The organism is Frondihabitans cladoniiphilus (assembly GCF_039544345.1).
GTDB lineage: Bacteria > Actinomycetota > Actinomycetes > Actinomycetales > Microbacteriaceae > Frondihabitans > Frondihabitans cladoniiphilus.
Genome location: NZ_BAABLM010000003.1, coordinates 441465 through 458288 on the forward strand (window position 1 = coordinate 441465; position 16824 = coordinate 458288).

15 protein-coding genes are annotated in these 16824 nt (G+C 70.7%); 7 read left to right on the forward strand and 8 right to left on the reverse strand.

Annotation, left to right across the window (positions count from 1 at the left end):
* The first annotated feature begins 19 nt into the window (after window positions 1-19).
* A complete protein-coding gene (locus ABEA39_RS10255) occupies window positions 20-1285 on the forward strand; it encodes a uracil-xanthine permease family protein (RefSeq protein WP_345375758.1) in 1266 nt (421 codons plus the stop codon).
* Window positions 1286-1458: 173 nt separating this feature from the next.
* Here ABEA39_RS10255 and ABEA39_RS10260 read toward each other — a convergent pair whose 3' ends face one another.
* Complete coding sequence (locus ABEA39_RS10260) at window positions 1459-2583, reverse strand: LacI family DNA-binding transcriptional regulator (RefSeq protein ID WP_345375759.1); 1125 nt, start codon at window positions 2581-2583, stop codon at window positions 1459-1461.
* Between the two features lie 184 nt (window positions 2584-2767).
* Here ABEA39_RS10260 and ABEA39_RS10265 point away from each other — a divergent pair, with 184 nt between their 5' ends.
* The 5 genes from ABEA39_RS10265 to ABEA39_RS10285 all read left to right on the forward strand — a co-directional run bounded on the left by ABEA39_RS10265 (window position 2768) and on the right by ABEA39_RS10285 (window position 7346).
* Window positions 2768-4015, forward strand: a complete 1248-nt coding sequence (locus tag ABEA39_RS10265) for an MFS transporter (protein ID WP_345375760.1) — start codon at window positions 2768-2770, stop codon at window positions 4013-4015.
* 144 nt (window positions 4016-4159) lie between these two features.
* Window positions 4160-4855, forward strand: coding sequence for an endonuclease NucS (gene nucS / locus ABEA39_RS10270; RefSeq protein ID WP_345375761.1), 696 nt, complete (start codon window positions 4160-4162; stop codon window positions 4853-4855).
* A gap of 86 nt (window positions 4856-4941) precedes the next feature.
* Complete coding sequence (locus tag ABEA39_RS10275; RefSeq protein ID WP_345375762.1) at window positions 4942-5250, forward strand: hypothetical protein; 309 nt, start codon at window positions 4942-4944, stop codon at window positions 5248-5250.
* Window positions 5251-5352: 102 nt separating this feature from the next.
* Window positions 5353-6069, forward strand: a complete 717-nt coding sequence (locus tag ABEA39_RS10280) for an HAD hydrolase-like protein (RefSeq protein ID WP_345375763.1) — start codon at window positions 5353-5355, stop codon at window positions 6067-6069.
* Window positions 6066-7346, forward strand: coding sequence for an MFS transporter (locus ABEA39_RS10285; protein ID WP_345375764.1), 1281 nt, complete (start codon window positions 6066-6068; stop codon window positions 7344-7346). The genes ABEA39_RS10280 and ABEA39_RS10285 overlap by 4 nt, the downstream gene beginning before the upstream one ends.
* Before the next feature lie 385 nt (window positions 7347-7731).
* Here ABEA39_RS10285 and ABEA39_RS10290 read toward each other — a convergent pair whose 3' ends face one another.
* Window positions 7732-8598 carry an SDR family oxidoreductase gene (locus ABEA39_RS10290; protein WP_345375765.1) on the reverse strand — a complete coding sequence of 289 codons (867 nt, stop codon included), beginning with the start codon at window positions 8596-8598 and terminating at the stop codon, window positions 7732-7734.
* A gap of 177 nt (window positions 8599-8775) precedes the next feature.
* Between ABEA39_RS10290 and ABEA39_RS10295 the strand changes: the two genes are divergently transcribed.
* Entirely contained in the window at window positions 8776-9459 is a 684-nt protein-coding gene (locus tag ABEA39_RS10295) for an SOS response-associated peptidase (protein WP_345375766.1), read from the forward strand.
* A 526-nt stretch (window positions 9460-9985) separates the two neighbouring features.
* Here ABEA39_RS10295 and ABEA39_RS10300 read toward each other — a convergent pair.
* The 6 genes from ABEA39_RS10300 to ABEA39_RS10325 form a co-directional block, all read right to left on the reverse strand.
* Window positions 9986-12196 (reverse strand): NADP-dependent isocitrate dehydrogenase, encoded by a 2211-nt coding sequence (locus tag ABEA39_RS10300; RefSeq protein WP_345375767.1) that lies wholly within the window; start codon window positions 12194-12196, stop codon window positions 9986-9988.
* Between the two features lie 228 nt (window positions 12197-12424).
* Window positions 12425-13225, reverse strand: coding sequence for an anti-sigma factor family protein (locus ABEA39_RS10305; RefSeq protein WP_345375768.1), 801 nt, complete (start codon window positions 13223-13225; stop codon window positions 12425-12427).
* Window positions 13222-13752 (reverse strand): sigma-70 family RNA polymerase sigma factor, encoded by a 531-nt coding sequence (locus ABEA39_RS10310; protein WP_345375769.1) that lies wholly within the window; start codon window positions 13750-13752, stop codon window positions 13222-13224. The genes ABEA39_RS10305 and ABEA39_RS10310 overlap by 4 nt, the downstream gene beginning before the upstream one ends.
* A gap of 7 nt (window positions 13753-13759) precedes the next feature.
* Window positions 13760-15331: a ferredoxin--NADP reductase gene (locus ABEA39_RS10315; RefSeq protein ID WP_345375770.1), complete on the reverse strand. Its 1572-nt coding sequence runs from the start codon at window positions 15329-15331 to the stop codon at window positions 13760-13762.
* Complete coding sequence (locus ABEA39_RS10320; RefSeq protein WP_345375771.1) at window positions 15328-16254, reverse strand: FAD:protein FMN transferase; 927 nt, start codon at window positions 16252-16254, stop codon at window positions 15328-15330. The genes ABEA39_RS10315 and ABEA39_RS10320 overlap by 4 nt, the downstream gene beginning before the upstream one ends.
* Window positions 16238-16795: a hypothetical protein gene (locus tag ABEA39_RS10325; protein ID WP_345375773.1), complete on the reverse strand. Its 558-nt coding sequence runs from the start codon at window positions 16793-16795 to the stop codon at window positions 16238-16240. The genes ABEA39_RS10320 and ABEA39_RS10325 overlap by 17 nt, the downstream gene beginning before the upstream one ends.
* Window positions 16796-16824: the final 29 nt, after the last annotated feature.

Below are 16824 nucleotides of genomic sequence, written 5' to 3' on the forward strand. Positions count from 1 at the left end.
CCGCCGCTACAGTCGCCCCATGGCCCTCCCTTGGAAGCTTCACGGCGACGGACGATCGGTCGATGCGAGCACCATCGTGGTGCCGGAGGAGCGCCTCTCCTGGCCGCGCACCATCGGCTTCGGCGCTCAGCACGTCGTGGCCATGTTCGGCGCGACGTTCCTCGTGCCGCTCATCACCGGCTTCCCGCCGTCCACCACGCTGCTCTTCTCGGGCATCGGCACGCTCTTGTTCCTCCTGATCACGAAGAACAGGCTGCCGAGCTACCTGGGATCGTCGTTCGCGTTCCTGGCGCCGATCGCCGGGGCGACCAAGATCGGCGGGATCCCCCTGGCTCTCAGCGGGATCATCGTGGTCGGCGCCCTGCTGGCCCTGATCGGCCTGCTCGTCACCGTCGTCGGCACCCGCTGGATCGACGTGCTCCTGCCCCCGGTGGTCAGCGGCTCGATCGTCGCGCTGATCGGCTTCAACCTGGCACCGACCGCCGAGGCGAACTTCACCAAGTCGCCGCTGATCGCCGTCATCACCCTGCTCTCGGTGATCCTCAGCGCGGTGCTGTTCCGCGGCATCCTGGGGCGACTCTCGATCGTCATCGGCGTCGTGGTCGGCTACGTCTGCGCCGTGATCGGCGGGCTCATCGACTTCAGCGCCGTCGGCAAAGCGGCCTGGGTGGGGCTGCCGACCTTCACGGCGCCCTCCTTCCAGGCCTCGCACCTCGCCGTGTACGTCGGCTTCCTGCCGGTCGTCCTCGCGCTCGTCGCCGAGAACGTCGGGCACGTGAAGGGCGTCGGCCAGCTCACGAACCGCAACCTCGACCACCTGACCGGCCGAGCCCTGTTCGCCGACGGCCTCAGCTCGGTGATCGCCGGCCTCGGCGGCGGATCGGCCACGACGACCTACGGCGAGAACATCGGCGTGATGAGCGCGACCCGCGTGTTCTCCACCGCCGCCTACTGGGTCGCCGGCATCATCGCCATCCTGCTCGGCCTCTCGCCCAAGATCGGCGCCGTCATCAACACCGTCCCGCCGGGGGTCCTCGGTGGCGTGACCACCGCGCTCTACGGCCTGATCGGCATCATCGGCATCCGCATCTGGGTGGAGAACAAGGTCGACTTCTCCCAGCCGAAGAACCAGCTCACGGCCGGGATCGCCCTCATCATGGGCATCGCGAACTTCACGTTCTCGTTCGGCGGAGCGAGCTTCGGCGGGATCATCGTCGGCACCGTCGCCGCGGTGGTCGTGTACCACCTGATGAGCCTGGTTGGGCGGGCCCGCGGCACCGACTAGGCCCGCGCATCCCGCGCTCTCGCTCTGGGTTCTGCGTCGTGCCCCTCGGGCGCAAATGGCGAGCGATCCGTCAGGCGAGCCCCGTCGATTCGGGCACGAGTCGCAGCAGTTCGGCGAATCGCTCGCGAAATGCGCGGACCGGGGGATGCACGGGCCGAGCACGCGGGCAGCGCTCAGCGGCGCGGCGGCGCAGTCGTCGACCCTCGGCGGAACTCGCTCGTGAACGACACCGACTCCGGCGCCCCACCCGCCAGCAGGTCGAGCACTCCCCGACCGGCGGCCCGCCCCTTCTCGAACGCGGGCTGCACCATGGTGGTCAGGTCGGAGGCGAGCGGATCGTCGACCCGCACCCCGTCGAACCCCACGACGCTGAGGTCGTCCGGCACCCGGAGGCCGAGTTCCGCCGCCGCTCGGACGACCCCGGCCGCCAGCAGGTCGCTCTGAGCGATGATCGCCGTCGGCCGCGTGGCCGGGTCGTCGAGCAGCGCGTGGCCGGCCCGGATCCCCTCGTCGATCGTGCTGCCCAGCGTGGCGTAACCTCCGATGCCCGGGTACACCTCCTGCACCCCGCGGACCCGCTCCACGGCCGTGAACGAGGTACCGGCGTCGATGCGTGACGGCGTCAAGGCGCCCGGCAGACGCCCCTGATCGAGTTCGAGCGTCACGAGGGCGACGTCGCGGTGACCGAGGTCGAAGAGGTGCTGAGCGAGGATGCGGCTGCCGACCCGGTTGTCGAGCCCCACGTCGAGCACTCCCGCCATCGGCCGCCCCTCGATCGCGACCACCGGGATCCCGCGGCGCCGCACGATCGCGACCGCCTCGTCGACGCGGGTCGAGCAGCCGAAGAGCACCACGGCGTCCACCGGAGCGTCGATCAGACTGGAGGGGGAGGCGGCGGCCGGGGCCCCTGTCGCGTGCGGGCCGGCCTTCTGCGGCCCAGGCACGTGCACCCCGGCCGCCGCCGTCTCGGTGAGCAGGAGCAGCGAGTTGCCGGCGGGCCCGGTGACGTCGGCGATCCCGTCGAGCATGAGGAGGTTCATCGGGTCGCGGAACGCGTTGCTCAGCGTCTCCTCCAGCACGGCGCCGATGATGCCCGAGCGACCGCGCCGGAGCGACCGCGCCCGCGGGTCGGGGCCGGCGTAGCCGAGCTCGGCCGCCGCAGCCAACACGCGTTCGCGCGTCGCAGCCGAGACGGGGCCGGAGTTGTTGAAGGCGAGCGAAGCGGTGGATGCCGAAACCCCCGCGTGCCGCGCCACGGCGGCGAGCGTGGGCCTCTCGCGCTGCTGATCGACCGTCATGGTGCCGATGCTAGTCGAATCGATTCGAGAAAGGACTTGTGAGGCGCTGTCGGCGGTTGCTAGCGTGGGCGTCGAAGCCGGGTCGAATCGATTCGACCGGGCCCGTGCATCCCGCCGGCTCGCCTCTTCGGCCGGCCGCGCAGACCGCGCTCCACCCCCGCTCACCCCGACCAGAAGTGAACCGATGGCGACCACCTCTCTCGACACCCGCACCTACGACGGCGGTCTGACCCGCCGCGACGTCGTCCGCTGGCGCAACGCGCTGTTCGTCGTCTTCGCCCTCTCGGGGCTGGCCATCGCGACCTGGCTCGGCCGGGTGCCGACTGTGCGCGACATCCTGCACGCGTCGACGCTCGAGATGGGCTTCCTGGCCGGTGGCATCAGCGTCGGGTCGATCGTCGGCGTCACCCTCTCCAGCCACGTCATCGCGGCGGTCGGGGCCAAGCGCGCGGTGCTGGGCACCCTGTTGCTCGTCGCGGCGGGCATGACGGCCGCGGGGGTCTGCGCGGCGACCGGCGGCGGGTTCTGGGCGATCCTCGTCTGCATGGCGTTCTTCGGCTACGGCCAAGGCACGATGGACGTCTCGATGAACGTCTCCGCGGCCGCCTGCGAGCGCGTGCTCGGCCGTACGGTCATGCCGCTGTTCCACGCGTCGTTCAGCCTCGGCACGATGTTCGGCGCGATCCTCGGCGCCGGTGCCGAAGCGATCTCGATGCCGATCTGGCTGCACATGCTGATCCTCGCGATCGTGCTCGCGGTCGCGGCGATCATCTTCGTGCCGCGGCTGCAGTCCGAAGACCTCGGGCACGCCGCCCGCGACGAGTCGGCACCCGCTGCCGTCGGAGGCTGGCGCGGGCGCCTGGCCGTCTGGGCGACACCCGGCACGATCTTCATCGGCCTGATCGTCCTCGGCATGGCCACGGCGGAGGGATCCGCCAACGACTGGCTGGCCCTGGCGATGGTCGACGGTCACGGGGTCGACAACGCGGCAGGCACCTCGATCTTCTTCGTCTTCGTCACCGCCATGACGATCGCACGCGTCGCGGGCACGCCGCTGATCGACCGCTTCGGCCGGGTGCTCATGCTGCGTCTGTCCGCGGTCTCCGCGATCCTCGGTCTGCTGCTGGTGATCCTCGCGCCGACCGTGCCCCTCGCCATCGTCGGTGTCGTGTTCTGGGGCTTCGGGGCCGCGCTCGGGTTCCCCGTGGGGCTCTCCGCAGCGGCGGACGACTCGCGCAACGCCGCCGCCCGGGTCAGCGCGGTGGCGACGATCGGCTACGTGGCGTTCCTCGCCGTCCCGCCGCTGATCGGGTTCCTCGGGCAGCACTTCGGGCTGCTGCACGCGCTCTTCATGGTGCTGGTGCTGATCGTGATCGCCGGCTTCGCGTCGGGGGCGGCGCGCGAGCCGGGGCGGCGGGTGCCGACGGAGTAGGGCTCCCGTTCCGGTATTTCTCGCGGGGCACCGGGGCGGGCGCCGGGGCGGGGTCGGGGCGGGCGTCGGGGCTGCCGCAGGGACGGGCGCCAGTGCGGGGTCGGGGAGAGCGTCGGGGAAGCGTCGGCGGGCTAGGCTTCCGGGGTGCGCCTCGTCATTGCCCGCTGTTCCGTCGACTACGCCGGACGCCTGTCCGCCCATCTTCCGCTCGCCACCCGCCTGCTCATGGTGAAGAACGACGGCAGCCTGCTGGTCCACTCCGACGGCGGTAGCTACAAGCCCCTCAACTGGATGAGCCCGCCCTGCACCCTCGCGCAGGTCGACCCCGACGACGATCAGCGGGATGCGGGCATCACCGAGATCTGGAAGGTCACCCAGACCAAGACCTCCGACGTCCTCGTCGTGTCGATCCACGAGATCCTGCATGATTCCGCCCACGAGCTCGGCGTCGACCCGGGCCTCGTGAAAGACGGAGTGGAGGCCGACCTCCAGAAGCTCATGGCCGAGCAGATCGACGTGCTCGGCGAGGGCCACACCCTGGTCCGCCGCGAGTACATGACCGCCATCGGCCCGGTCGACATCCTCGCCCGCGACTCGGCCGGCGGCGCCGTCGCCATCGAGATCAAGCGCAAGGCGAACATCGACGCGGTCGAGCAGCTGACCCGCTACCTCGAGCTGATGAATCGCGACCCCGGGCTCCGCCCTGTGGCAGGAGTCCTGGCCGCGCAGACGATCGTGCCGCAGGCTCGCACGCTCGCCGAAGATCGGGGGATGCGCGTCCTCCTCCTCGACTACGACGCGATGCGCGGGCTCGACGACAGTCACTCGCGCCTTTTCTGACGCCACGCCGAGTGGGCCGAAATATTTATTGACATCGTCATGAATCACTTTAGGATGTGAAATACCGCATTCGAAAGGATCAACCCATGTCGTCGTCCCTCTCCTCCGTCTCGCCCCTCGGCTCCGCCGTCTCATCGACCACGCCCGTGTCCGGCGTCTCGTCTGCCGCCTCGGTGTCGGGGAGCCCGCTCTTCGACGCGCTCGTCGCCGAGCAGTTCGGAACGCCGCGCCGCCGAACGCGCGTGCGCCCCCGCGCCCGGCGCCGCGCCCTCACCCCGCTCGAGCAGCAGATCGCCGCCGAGAAGGGCGGGCGGATCGCGCAGCTCATCCACGGCCTGGGCGACGAGGCACCTCGCGAGTCGAATCGGTGGCCTTTCCACCCGGTCTCCCGCTGACGGACCCGTTCTCCCCTGACCATCTCTCCACAGGCCTAGGAGCTCTCCACAGGTCGCGGGCTCTCCTCCGTCCGAGACTGACGGCACCCTAGGCTGGACCCGATGACTCCCGCCAGCCCCACATTCCCCTTCTCGGCCGTTCTGTTCGACCTCGACGGCACGATCGCCGACTCCGCGCCCGGCATCACCGCCACGCTCGCACACGCCCTCGCCGAGCTCGGGTACCCGGTGCCGTCTCCCGCCGAACTGCTGACCTGGGTCGGGCCCCCGCTGCCCGACAACTTCACCAAGCACTACGGCCTCACCGGCGACGCCCTCGTTCACGCCATGCACGTCTACCGCTCCCGCTACCTCGCGCAGGGCGCTCTCGACAGCCGCCCCTTCCCGGGCATGCCCGATCTGCTGAAGCGGGTGCACGAGGCAGGCATTCCGACATCGACCGCCACGTCGAAGCCCGAGGGCCCGGCCACCCTGATGCTCGACCACTACGGCCTCACGCAGTACCTCGACATCATCACCGGGGCGAGTGAAGACGAGGTGCGCAGCGCCAAGGCCGACGTCGTCGAAGAAGCGCTCCGTCGCCTTCGCGAACGCGGCGTCGACCTGTCGCGCGTCGTGCTGGTCGGCGATCGTCACCACGACGTCGAGGGCGCGGCCGTCCACGGCGTCCCCACCATCTTCGCCCAGTGGGGCTACGGCAGCGTCGACGAGCAGGCCGGGGCCATTGCGGTCGTCGCCTCCCCCGAAGAGCTCGCCGACGTCCTCGGCCTCCCTCCCGTGACGACACCGAGTCCGGCCACCGCCTCTTCCCCGTCGTGAGTCGCGCCGCCGTCCTCCGATCCCCGGTCGCGTGGCTGCTGACGATCGCCATCGTCCTGGTCGCTCTCAACCTGCGCGGGCCGATCGTGGCGACAGCACCCGTGCTCGGGTCCATCAAGAGCGACCTCGGGCTGGGTGCGGTCGTCGCCGGGCTGCTGACGAGCATCCCCGTCCTCTGTTTCGCCCTCGCCAGTCCGCTTGCATCGGGCATCATCGGGCGCCTCGGCCCCGAGCGCGCCGTGTCGATCAGCCTGCTCGGCGTGCTGCTGGGCACGCTGCTCCGAGCCGCCGGCGGGCAGGGCTCGCTCGTCGCCGGCACGATCCTGCTCGGTGTCGCCATCACGATCGGCAACGTGGTGCTGCCGGTGGTCATCCGACGCGACTTCTCCCCCGAGCGCGCCGGCATGATCACCGGCATCTACACGTCCGCTCTCAACGTCGGGTCGATGATCACCTCGCTCGGCACCGCGCCGCTCGCCGCGAGCGTCGGCTGGCCGCTGGCGCTCGTCATCTGGGGCGGGTTCGCGGTCGTCGCGGCCGTGGTGTGGAGCATCGCGGTCGGCCCCCGCGCAACCGTGTTCGGCACCGGGCATCCCCCGACCCCGCGCAGCGAGCTCGTCACGGGGCCCGTCGAGGTCATTACGGCGTCGGTGCCGGTGGTGCGCGGGGCGGCGGCGAGCGACGGGTCGGGGTCCGACGACAAGGTGCGCGGCCGTTCGCTGCTGCGCCGGGCATCCACCTGGGGTCTCACTCTGGCGTTCGCGGGGCAGGCGTTCGGCTATTACGGCATCACGGCATGGATGCCCACGCTCCTCCACGACGAAGTCGGCCTCTCCCGTGCCGGGGCCGGGGCGAGCTCGTCCGTCTTCCAGATCCTCGCCGTCGTCGGTGCGCTCGGGGTGCCGCTGCTCGCGCTGCGCGTCCGCCCGGTGTTCATCGTCGGGCTCGTGGGCCTGCTCTGGATCGTCATGCCCCTAGGCCTGCTCGTGGCGCCGCACCTGTGGCTCGTCTGGTCGATCTTCGGCGGGGCGGCGCAGGGCGGCGGCATCACGATCATCTTCATCATCATCGTGCGCATGGTCACGACCGACCTCGACGCGCGCCGCCTCTCGGCGCTCGTGCAAGGCGGCGGGTATGCGCTCGCGTCGCTCGGCCCCCTGGTGATCGGTGCCGTGCACGACGCCTCGGGCGGGTGGTCGGCGCCGATGGTGGTGGTCTTCGTCTCCGTGCTGACGCTCGGCGTGAGCGGCGTGCTGTCGGCGCGGCGCCTGGCCTGACGCGGCGGCCCCGTTCACGCACGTCGCCCCCGTTCGCGCACGTCGCCCCGTTCGTGCACGTCGCCCCGTTCGCGCAAGTCGCCCCGGTTCACGCAAGTCGCCCCGATTCACGTAAGTCGCCCTGCCGTGCCGGGGTGACCTACGTAAAGCGGGGCGACTCAGCGGAGCGATGCCCACGACCATGCCCCTCGGCAGGCGCACCTCGCACGCCCGCTCCGCAAGGCATCGCGTTTTCCGTAAGGCATCGCCCCACGGCGCGATGCCGTGCGTAAAACGCGATGCCTTGCAATGCTGCACCGCGGAGTACGCCCGCAAGCCCGGCACGCGGACGGCACCCGCAAGCCCGACACGCGAACGCCCGGCACGCGAACGCACCGCACCCGAGCTACACCCCGAGCAGCCCCTCGAGCGACTGCGGCGCGCGCCCCGTGATCGCCTCGACGTCGCCCGACACCAGCGCGAGCTCGCCCGCCGCGATCGCGGTGTACGTCGACACCCACGCGTCGGCCTGCCACGGTTCGGGCTGCCACTTCTGCCGCGATTCGTAGGCCTCCTCGAGCGTCTCGTCGTGGAACCGCACCGTCGAACCCGTCGACTTCGAGAGCACTTTCGCGGCCTCCTTCAAGCTGAACGCACGCGGACCGGTCAGGTCGTAGGTGCGCCCGGCGTGTGACGCGGGGTCGGCCAGCACGCGCGAGGCGACGGCAGCGACGTCCGCACGAGCGACGGCGGCCATGCGCCCGTCACCCGCCGGACCGCGGATGACCCCGTCCTCGCCGACGAGCGAGGGGATGAAATCGAGGTAGAAGCTGTCGCGCAGGATCGTCCACGCGCATCCCGTGCTCTTGATCCGCTCTTCGGTCAAGTAGTGGTCGCGAGCGAGCGTGAACGTCGAGTCGGGTCCTGCTCCGACGAACGACGTGTAGACGAGGTGCCGCACCCCCGCCTCGGCCGCTGCGTCGACGAAGTCGTAGTGCTGGTCGAGCCGGTTCGGGTCTTCGGCCGCCGAGACCATGAACAGCGTCTCGACTCCCGACAGCGCCTTCATCGAGGCCTCGCGATCGCCGTACGTCGCGACCGACACGGCGGAGTGCGGCAGGTCGGGAGCCTTGAGCGCATTCCGCACGATCAATCGCAGCGGGGTGCCCGACGCGGCCAGAGTCGCCGCGACAGCGCCCCCGATGTTGCCGGACGCTCCGGTGATCGCGATCTCGGTCGGGTCGCCCGGCTCGGACGGGTTCACATCGTTCATGCCCCGAGCCAACCACCCGCGGCCGGGAAGAGGCCCGCCGCCCGCTGCGAAAGGCCGAGAGCGGGGGATGCCCACGCCCACGAGCCGGGGATGCCCACGAGCGGGGGATGCCCACGAGCTTGGGATGCCCACGCCCACCGAGCGCCGAGTGTCGGAGGCCTGGAGCACAATGGCCGCATGTGCGGTCGCTTCGTCGTTGCTCGTGCCACGTCCGATCTCCTCCCGAGCCTTCTCGAGAACTTCCCGGCTCTGGCGGAGAACTACAACACCGCGCCCACGAACCCCGTCGCAACGGTTCGCGAGCGCCATGGCGAACGCGAACTCGCGACACCGCGCTGGGGCTTCGTCCCGTCGTGGTACCCCGACCTGAAGAAGCGTCCGCAGCCGATCAACGCGCGCATCGAGACCGTGCCGACGAGCGGCATGTTCCGCAAGGCATTCGCCGGCGCCCGATGCATCGTGCCGGCGCAGGGCTATTACGAGTGGCAGGAGACCGAGCACGGCAAGCAGCCCCACTACATCTTCGAAGAGGGGGCCGCTCTGGCGATGGCGGGTGTCATGACGGCCTGGCCCGACCCGACGAAGGCGGCGGATGCACCCGACCGCTGGGTCCTGAGCGTCGCGATCATCACGAGAGACGCCCACGTCGCGCCCGGAGAAGTGCACGACCGCATGCCCGCATGCCTCACCCCCGACGGCTACGACGGGTGGCTCGACCCCGCGCTCGAGCCCGAGTCCGCCCTGGCCCTCCTCGACGCCGAGAGCCTCGAGGTCGCGCACGCGCTGCAGCACTACGAGGTCTCGAAGGACGCCAACAGCGTTCGCAACAACGGGCCCCAGCTGATCGAGCCGCTGCGCTGACCCTCGTCGGCTCGCTCGGCTGCTGGGCTGGGCTCGACTTGGCATGGCATGGCATGGCACGGCACGGCACTTCGGGGCTCGGCTCGGCTCGGCTCCCCTGGGCGCGGCGCGGCACCGCGGTGAGCGTGTCACGGACGTGCTGAGTCATCGAATGGGCGCAAACGGCCCCGTCGAGCGAGCAACTCAGCCATTTGCGCCCTTTCGGTCCGGGCGAATCACCGGCGCCCGCCGGGCCCGCCGCTCGCCGTACCTCGAGACCCGTCCCGACACGACAAACGGCTCGAGACACCAGTAGTTACAGGTGTTGTGAGCCGTTTGTGGTGTCGGGAGGCGCATTCCGCGGGGTAACGTGAATGAGACGTAGGGCGGTCAACTCCACGTGCCGCGGCGCGTGGAGTTGACCGCCCTACGTTGCGCGGCGGGTCGAGACGCACGCGTCAGCGCGTCAGCGCGTCACGCAGCGCAGCGCCGCGCAGCGCCGCGTCACGCAGCGCCGCGTCACGCAGCGCCGCGCCGCGGCAGCGCGCTACAGCGAAGCCAGCGCCTCGTTCAGCGTCGCGGACGGACGCATCACGGCCTCGACCTTGGCCTCGTCGGGGCGGTAGTAGCCCCCGATGTCGACCGGGTGGCCCTGCACGGCGATGAGCTCGCCGGTGATGGTCTCTTCGGCAGCGGCCAGTTTGCCGGCGAGGTCGCTGAAGAGGGCCGCGAGGTCGGCGTCTTCGGTCTGGGCAGCCAGCTCTTGCGCCCAGTAGAGCCCGAGGTAGAAGTGGCTGCCGCGGTTGTCGATCGAGCCGACCGCGCGAGCCGGCGACTTGTTCTCGTCGAGGAACGTCGCCGTGGCCCGGTCGAGCGTGTCGGCGAGGATCTGAGCGCGGGCGTTGCCGGTCGACGTCGCGAGGTGCTCGAAGCTGGCCGCAAGCGCGAGGAACTCGCCGAGGCTGTCCCACCGGAGGTAGTCCTCCTGGACGAGCTGCTGCACGTGCTTCGGAGCGGAGCCGCCGGCGCCGGTCTCGAACAGGCCACCGCCGTTCAGCAGCGGAACGATCGAGAGCATCTTGGCGCTGGTGCCCAACTCCATGATCGGGAACAGGTCGGTCAGGTAGTCGCGCAGCACGTTGCCGGTGACGGAGATGGTGTCTTCGCCCCGACGGATGCGGTCGAGCGAGTAGACCATGGCGTCGACCGGCGACTTGATCTCGATCGTGAGACCCGACGTGTCGTGGTCTTTCAGGTACGTGTCGACGAGCCCGATCAGCACCGAGTCGTGGGCGCGCGTCGGGTCGAGCCAGAAGACCGCGGGGGTCGAGGATGCACGGGCCCGGGTGACCGCGAGGCCCACCCAGTCGCGGATCGCCTCGTCTTTGGTCTGGCACATGCGCCAGATGTCACCGGTCTCGACGTCGTGCTCGAGGAGCGTGGTGCCGGACTGGTCGACGACACGGACGATGCCCTCGCCGGAGATCTGGAAGGTCTTGTCGTGCGAGCCGTACTCTTCGGCAGCCTGCGCCATGAGCCCGACGTTGGGGACGGTGCCGAGCGTCTTCGGGTCGAAGGCGCCGTTGGCGCGGCAGTCGTCGAGGACCGTCTGGTAGATGCCGGCGTAGCTGGAGTCGGGAATGACGGCCAGGGTGTCGTGCTCGCCGCCGTCTTTGCCCCACATGTGACCGGAGGAGCGGATCATCGCCGGCATCGACGCGTCGACGATGACGTCGCTCGGCACGTGCAGGTTGGTGATGCCCTTGTCGGAGTCGACCATCGCGAGGTCGGTGCCCGTGGCGAGACCCTCGGCGAACGCCGACGCGATCTCGGCGCCGTTCGGCAGGTCGCCGAGGCCGGCGAGGATGGCGCCCAGACCGTCGTTCGGGTTGAGGCCGGCGGCGACGAGGTCGGGGCCGTACTTCTCGAACACCTCGGGGAAGTAGGCGCGGATGACGTGCCCGAAGATGATCGGGTCGGAGACCTTCATCATCGTGGCCTTGAGGTGGACGGAGAACAGCACCCCGGCCTCCTTCGCGGCGGCGATCTGCTCCACGAGGAAGGACCGCAGCGCGGCGACGTGCAGAACGGTGGCGTCGATGACCTCGTCGGCCTTGACCGGCACGGACTCGCGCAGCACGGTGGTGCTGCCGTCGGCGGCGACGAACTCGATCTTCACCGAACCGGCGGCGGCGATGACGACGGACTTCTCGCTCGAGCGGAAGTCGTCGTGGCCCATCGTCGCGACGTTCGTCTTGCTGTCGGACGACCAGGCGCCCATGCGGTGCGGGTGCTTGCGCGCGTACTGCTTGACCGAGGCGGGGGCGCGGCGGTCGGAGTTGCCCTCGCGGAGGACGGGGTTGACCGCCGAGCCCTTGACGCGGTCGTAGCGGGCGCGGACGTCTTTGTCTTCGTCGCTGGTCGGCTCGTCGGGGAAGTCGGGCAGGTCGTAGCCCTGCGACTGCAGCTCGGCGATGGCCGCCTTGAGCTGCGGCACCGAGGCCGAGATGTTGGGCAGCTTGATGATGTTGGCCTCGGGCGTCTTCGCCAGGTCGCCCAGCTCGGCCAGGGCGTCAGCCTGCTTCTGCTCGTCGGTGAGCCGGTCGGGGAACTGGGCGATGATGCGGCCGGCCAGGGAGATGTCGCGGGTCTCGACGTCGACGCCCGCCTTGGCCGCGTACGCGGCGACGATGGGGAGGAACGAGTAGGTGGCGAGCCGGGGCGCCTCGTCGGTCAAGGTGTAGATGATCTTGCTCATGCGAGTGGCGACTCCTTCAAATCAGAGGACAGAAATGTGTCTCGACATCAAGATACCTTGCCTGCTCTGGCAGGTGCCCCGAATCGACGTCCTCAGCGTAGCGAGCGCGCCCCGAAGCCCGGGGAAGTTGTCCACAGGCCGCACGGTCCCGTCCACAGGCCGCACGGTCCCGTCCACAGGCCGCACGGTCCCGACCGCGAGCCGCACCGCCCACAGGCCGCACGCCCGTCAGAAGTGCCTCGACGCCAGCGCCGCCGTGCTCCCCGACACCGTGATCGACACCTCGCGGATCGACGAGGCCGGGATCGCCGTCGCCGCCGAGAGGTCGGTCGCCTTGCCGCCGATCGCCTCCCAGGTCGCCACGACCGTCTTCTCCCCCGTGTCACTCGTCACCACGAGGTCGTACGACCCGGACCCCTCCGTCCACGCTTCCTTGTACGAGCAGCGCCACTCCACCTTCGTGCCCCAGGCCTTCGACTCCAGTCCGACGTCGGCCGTGAGCGAACTCCCCGCCGTGGGGGTCATGGCCGCGAGCGCGATCCGGGAGTCGGACCCCGAGCCGGATCCCGCCACGAAGCCGCCCAGGCCGAACCCGCCGAGGATGAGGACGACAGCGGACGCGGCCGCGACCAGCACACCGCCGAGCCGCCGACGCCGTCGCCGGGCGTTCACCGCGGCGGCGAGCGACGCGACGTTCCCCCGAGACGCGGGTGCGGAAGACGACGAAGCAGCAGCCGACGCAGCCCCTGCCCCGAAGGCAGCAGCCCCAACACCAGCCCCAGACGCAGCCCCGACCCCACCCGCCGGCTCCGCCCCGTCCAGCAACTCCAGCGCCTCCTCCGTCGACAGCGTCCCGAGCAGCCCGGGCAGTCCCGACAGGTCCGCCACGTCGGCTCGTGCCGCCGGGTGCTCCTCGAGATACTCCTCGTAGCGCAGCCGCTCGGCCGGCGTGAGCGAGCCGAGCACGTAGGCGGCGTCCCAGAGCCGGAGGTCGTCCTCGGGAGACCCCGACTCGTGATCGTGCGTCATCGCGTGACTCCTCTTTCTTGCAGGGCGAGCCTCAGTGCCCGGAGGGCGTAGTGGAGGCGCGACTTGATCGTTCCCTCGGGCACACCCGCCTGCACCGCCAACTCGGAGACGGACAGACCCAGGTGGTAGGCGCCGACCACGACGGTGCGGTGCTCGACGGTCAACGAGTGCAGGGCATCCTGCAGCAGCCATTTGGACAGGGTCGCATCGGCCTCGTCGTCGCCCAGGCGTTCGGGAAGCAGGTCGGTGGAGAACTCGTGCCGGGCGTGAGCGCTCCGGGCGTCGTCGATCGCCAGATTGCGGGCGACGGTGAAGAGCCATCGGCGGGCGGCGAGGTCGTCCTCCTCGAGCAGCGTCGTGTTCTTCCACAGGCGCAGCAGCGACTCCTGCACGATGTCCTCGGCGAGCGCCGAGTCGCGCGTCAGCCGTGCCACGTAGCGCTGGAGGGCGGGAGCGTGCGTCTCCTGCACCGCCTGCAGGAGGGCGTCCCGGGCATTCCCCGTGCCTCGTCTCCGGTCTCGCGCCATGATCCCCTCAGTATCCGTTGAACGCGTCGGTCGTGACACGGCGGAGTCCGGCCGATCTCATCGCTCGACGGACGCCGGCGACGAAACCGGGCGATCCGGCGACGAACCCGCGACGTCGGGCGGCGTCGGGAACGGCCTCGCCGAGCATCGCAGCGGTCAGCGGCCCCGAGCCGAGGTACTCCCACCCGAGGGGCAGCAGGTCGGGCCGCGAGGGCGCGACGAGCAGCCCGCGACGCGAGCCCCTGGCTGAATCGGCACCGGCAGCACCGAGCGCCAGCTCCGGCAGGTACGACAGCTCGTCGAGCGACGACACCGCGTGCACGAGCACGAAATCGGGGGATGCCCCCGCCCCCGCCAGCGCTCGCACCTGACTCACGAACGGAGTGATCCCGATGCCGCCGGCCACCAGCAGCAGCGGCTGCCCGGCGTCCCGCGGCAGGACGAAGTCCCCCCCGATCGCCGTGCCCGTGACGACCTCGCCCGGGGTCAATTCGAGCAGCCGCGTCTTGAAGCTGCTCGACGGCTCGGCGACCTTCACGCCGATGCGGAGGGTCTCGTCGGACGGCGCCGACACGATGCTGAACACCCGCCGCTGTCCGCGGAGGTCGGCGTGGGCGTGCGGCAGTCCGAGCTCGAGGTACTGCCCGGCACGGAACCGCACCCGGCGCCGTGGCCGGAACAGGAGCTCCCAGCTGGTGCGGTCGAGCTGTCGCCGACCCACGAAGTCCAGGCGGACGCCCCGCCGCTGGCCGACGGCGAAAGCGAGCACGTTCCCGATCACGAGCGCCAGCTCGTAGGTGCCGAACACCGGCCCGACGTGGAACGGCACCGCGAACAGCACGCCGACGACGACGGCCAGCACGAGTTGCTGCCAGCGCCGCGGCGGCAGGGTCAACGGCTCGCTCAGCATGAAACCGGCGAAGAAGACGACCGGCGACGACAGGACGGCGGCCGAGAGGGCGACGGGGAGGGTGCTGCCGAACGAGAGCCCGGCCAGGGTCACGCCGACGGTCGCGACGACGGCGAACAGGGTCCCCATCAGCAGTTTCCGGGTGCGGCGGAGGATGACGAAGGACGCCACCAGCACGAACGGCAGCAGCACCGGCGCGCCGATCCACCAGCCCGGGAAGGCACTCGGGACGGCGATGCTCATCACGACGACGGCGATCGCGGCAGGATTCGCCACGTGCCTTCCGCGGATCGCGAGCAGGTACTTCGACGCCGACGCGATCACCCCCGCGAGCGCCACCGCCCCGACGCCCGACGCCGTCAGCGACGGCTGGAACAGGAAGAGCAGGATCAGGGCCGTGACGACGGCCGACTCCGAGTGCGGCGTGACGCGGAACGCCAGGGCGATCAGCCGGTTGCCGACGACGGTTGCGACGACCACGGCGGCTCCGTCGACGACGATCGCGAGCGGGTCATAGGCGATGGCGCCGAGTCCGGCCGCGACGACCGCCACGATCACGAGGGCCACCAGCGACACGAGGACCACGCGGTACATCGTGACCTTGCCGGTGAAAGCGTCGAACCACGAGGAGGCGCGGCTCGGGAGGGCGGGAAGGGCTGCGGTGGTCATCGGGCCGAGCTCCCGTCGAGGCTGCGGTCGCGAACGGCTGCGGTCGCGAAGAAGAGGGCGGGTTCGAAGAACGGGGTGGTCTCGACGGAGCCCGAGGCGAGCATCCTCACCGCTTCGAAGGGCGAAGCCGGCAGGGCGGAGACCAGCTCGTCCGGCCCGGCGAAGAACAGCGCGGTCGCGAGGCCGTCCGCCTCGAGGCCCGTCGGCGCGAGCGCCCAGGTGGCCGCGACCGTGCGGGTGGGCATCCCCGTCACCCCGTCGATCACGTGGTGCAGGCCGTCGCCCCAGACGCGACGGTTGGGGGCCGAGGCGGCGAGCGCCGCGTTCTCCAGTTCGATCACGCCGATGGCGAGAGACGGGTCCGTGGGATGCTCGAGCCCCACTCGCACGGGAGTGCCTCCCCGATGCCGCAGGTCCCCGCCGGCGTCCACCACGTACTCGTCGACGCCGAAGTCGTCGAGCACCCCGCAGACGAGGTCGACGAGGTAGCCCTTGCCCGCCGCGCCGACGTCGACGAGGACGGGTTCGGTGGTGGTGAGGGCGGTGCCGTCCCAGCGGGCGACGGCGTCCCAGGCCGGGACTCCGACCGGATCGGCGGAGGCGACGAGGGAGTACCCGGCGTCGTAGCCGAGGTTCTCGAGCCGGTGGCCGACGAGCGGGTTCACCCGGCCGTGGGTGGCGAGACCCAGGCGACGGTAGAGGTCGAAGAGCGGGCCGGCCTCGTCCGGGAAGGCGTGGCGCCCCGGCACTCGGGCGATCCGACTGACGAGCGAGTCGGGGCGGAAGCGGGACCAGACGGCGTCGAACGTCTCGATCCGTTCGGAGATCGCGTGCTGCGCATCCCCCGCCAGAGGCCGGTCGGTGGTGATGCTCCAGACCGTGCCGATCGCGCTGAAACGGAGGCGCTCAGTCGTCGGCGGCATCGGACTTGATCTTCGTGAGGGCGTCGTCGAAGCCCTGGCTGGTCAGCGACGAGCCGGCGACGTTCGTGACGTGGAGGTCGTCGATCTTCTTGCCGACGATCGCCGACGAGATGCCGCCGATGAACTTCGCCTCGTAGGAGGTCGCCGTCGGGTCCGCCTTGACCGTCTTGACGGTGACGGCCTGGACGGCGTCGTCGTGGATGGCGAGCTGAACGCTGATCAGCTCCTGGCCGCCGGGCGACGAGTAGGTGCCCTGCTCGGTGTAGGTGCCGTTCTTGTAGGTTCCGGAGCCACTGCCGGCGGCCGCGCTGCTGGAGGCGCCGTTGTCGTCGCTCGCGCTCGTGGCGCCGGACGAGGCGTCGCTCGTCGGGCTGCTGCTGGCCGAGCTGCTGCTCGCCCTGCTCGTCGAGCCGGAGTCGGACGACCCCTGCGCCGGCGTCGAGGCGGCCGTCGAGCATCCGCTGAGGACCCCGACGGCGGACAGGCCCGCGGCCGCGAGCAAGGTGGTACGGATGACGGTTCGGTTGCGGGTGATGGGCATCGCTGTCTCTTCTCGTCCGGTGGCCGGGC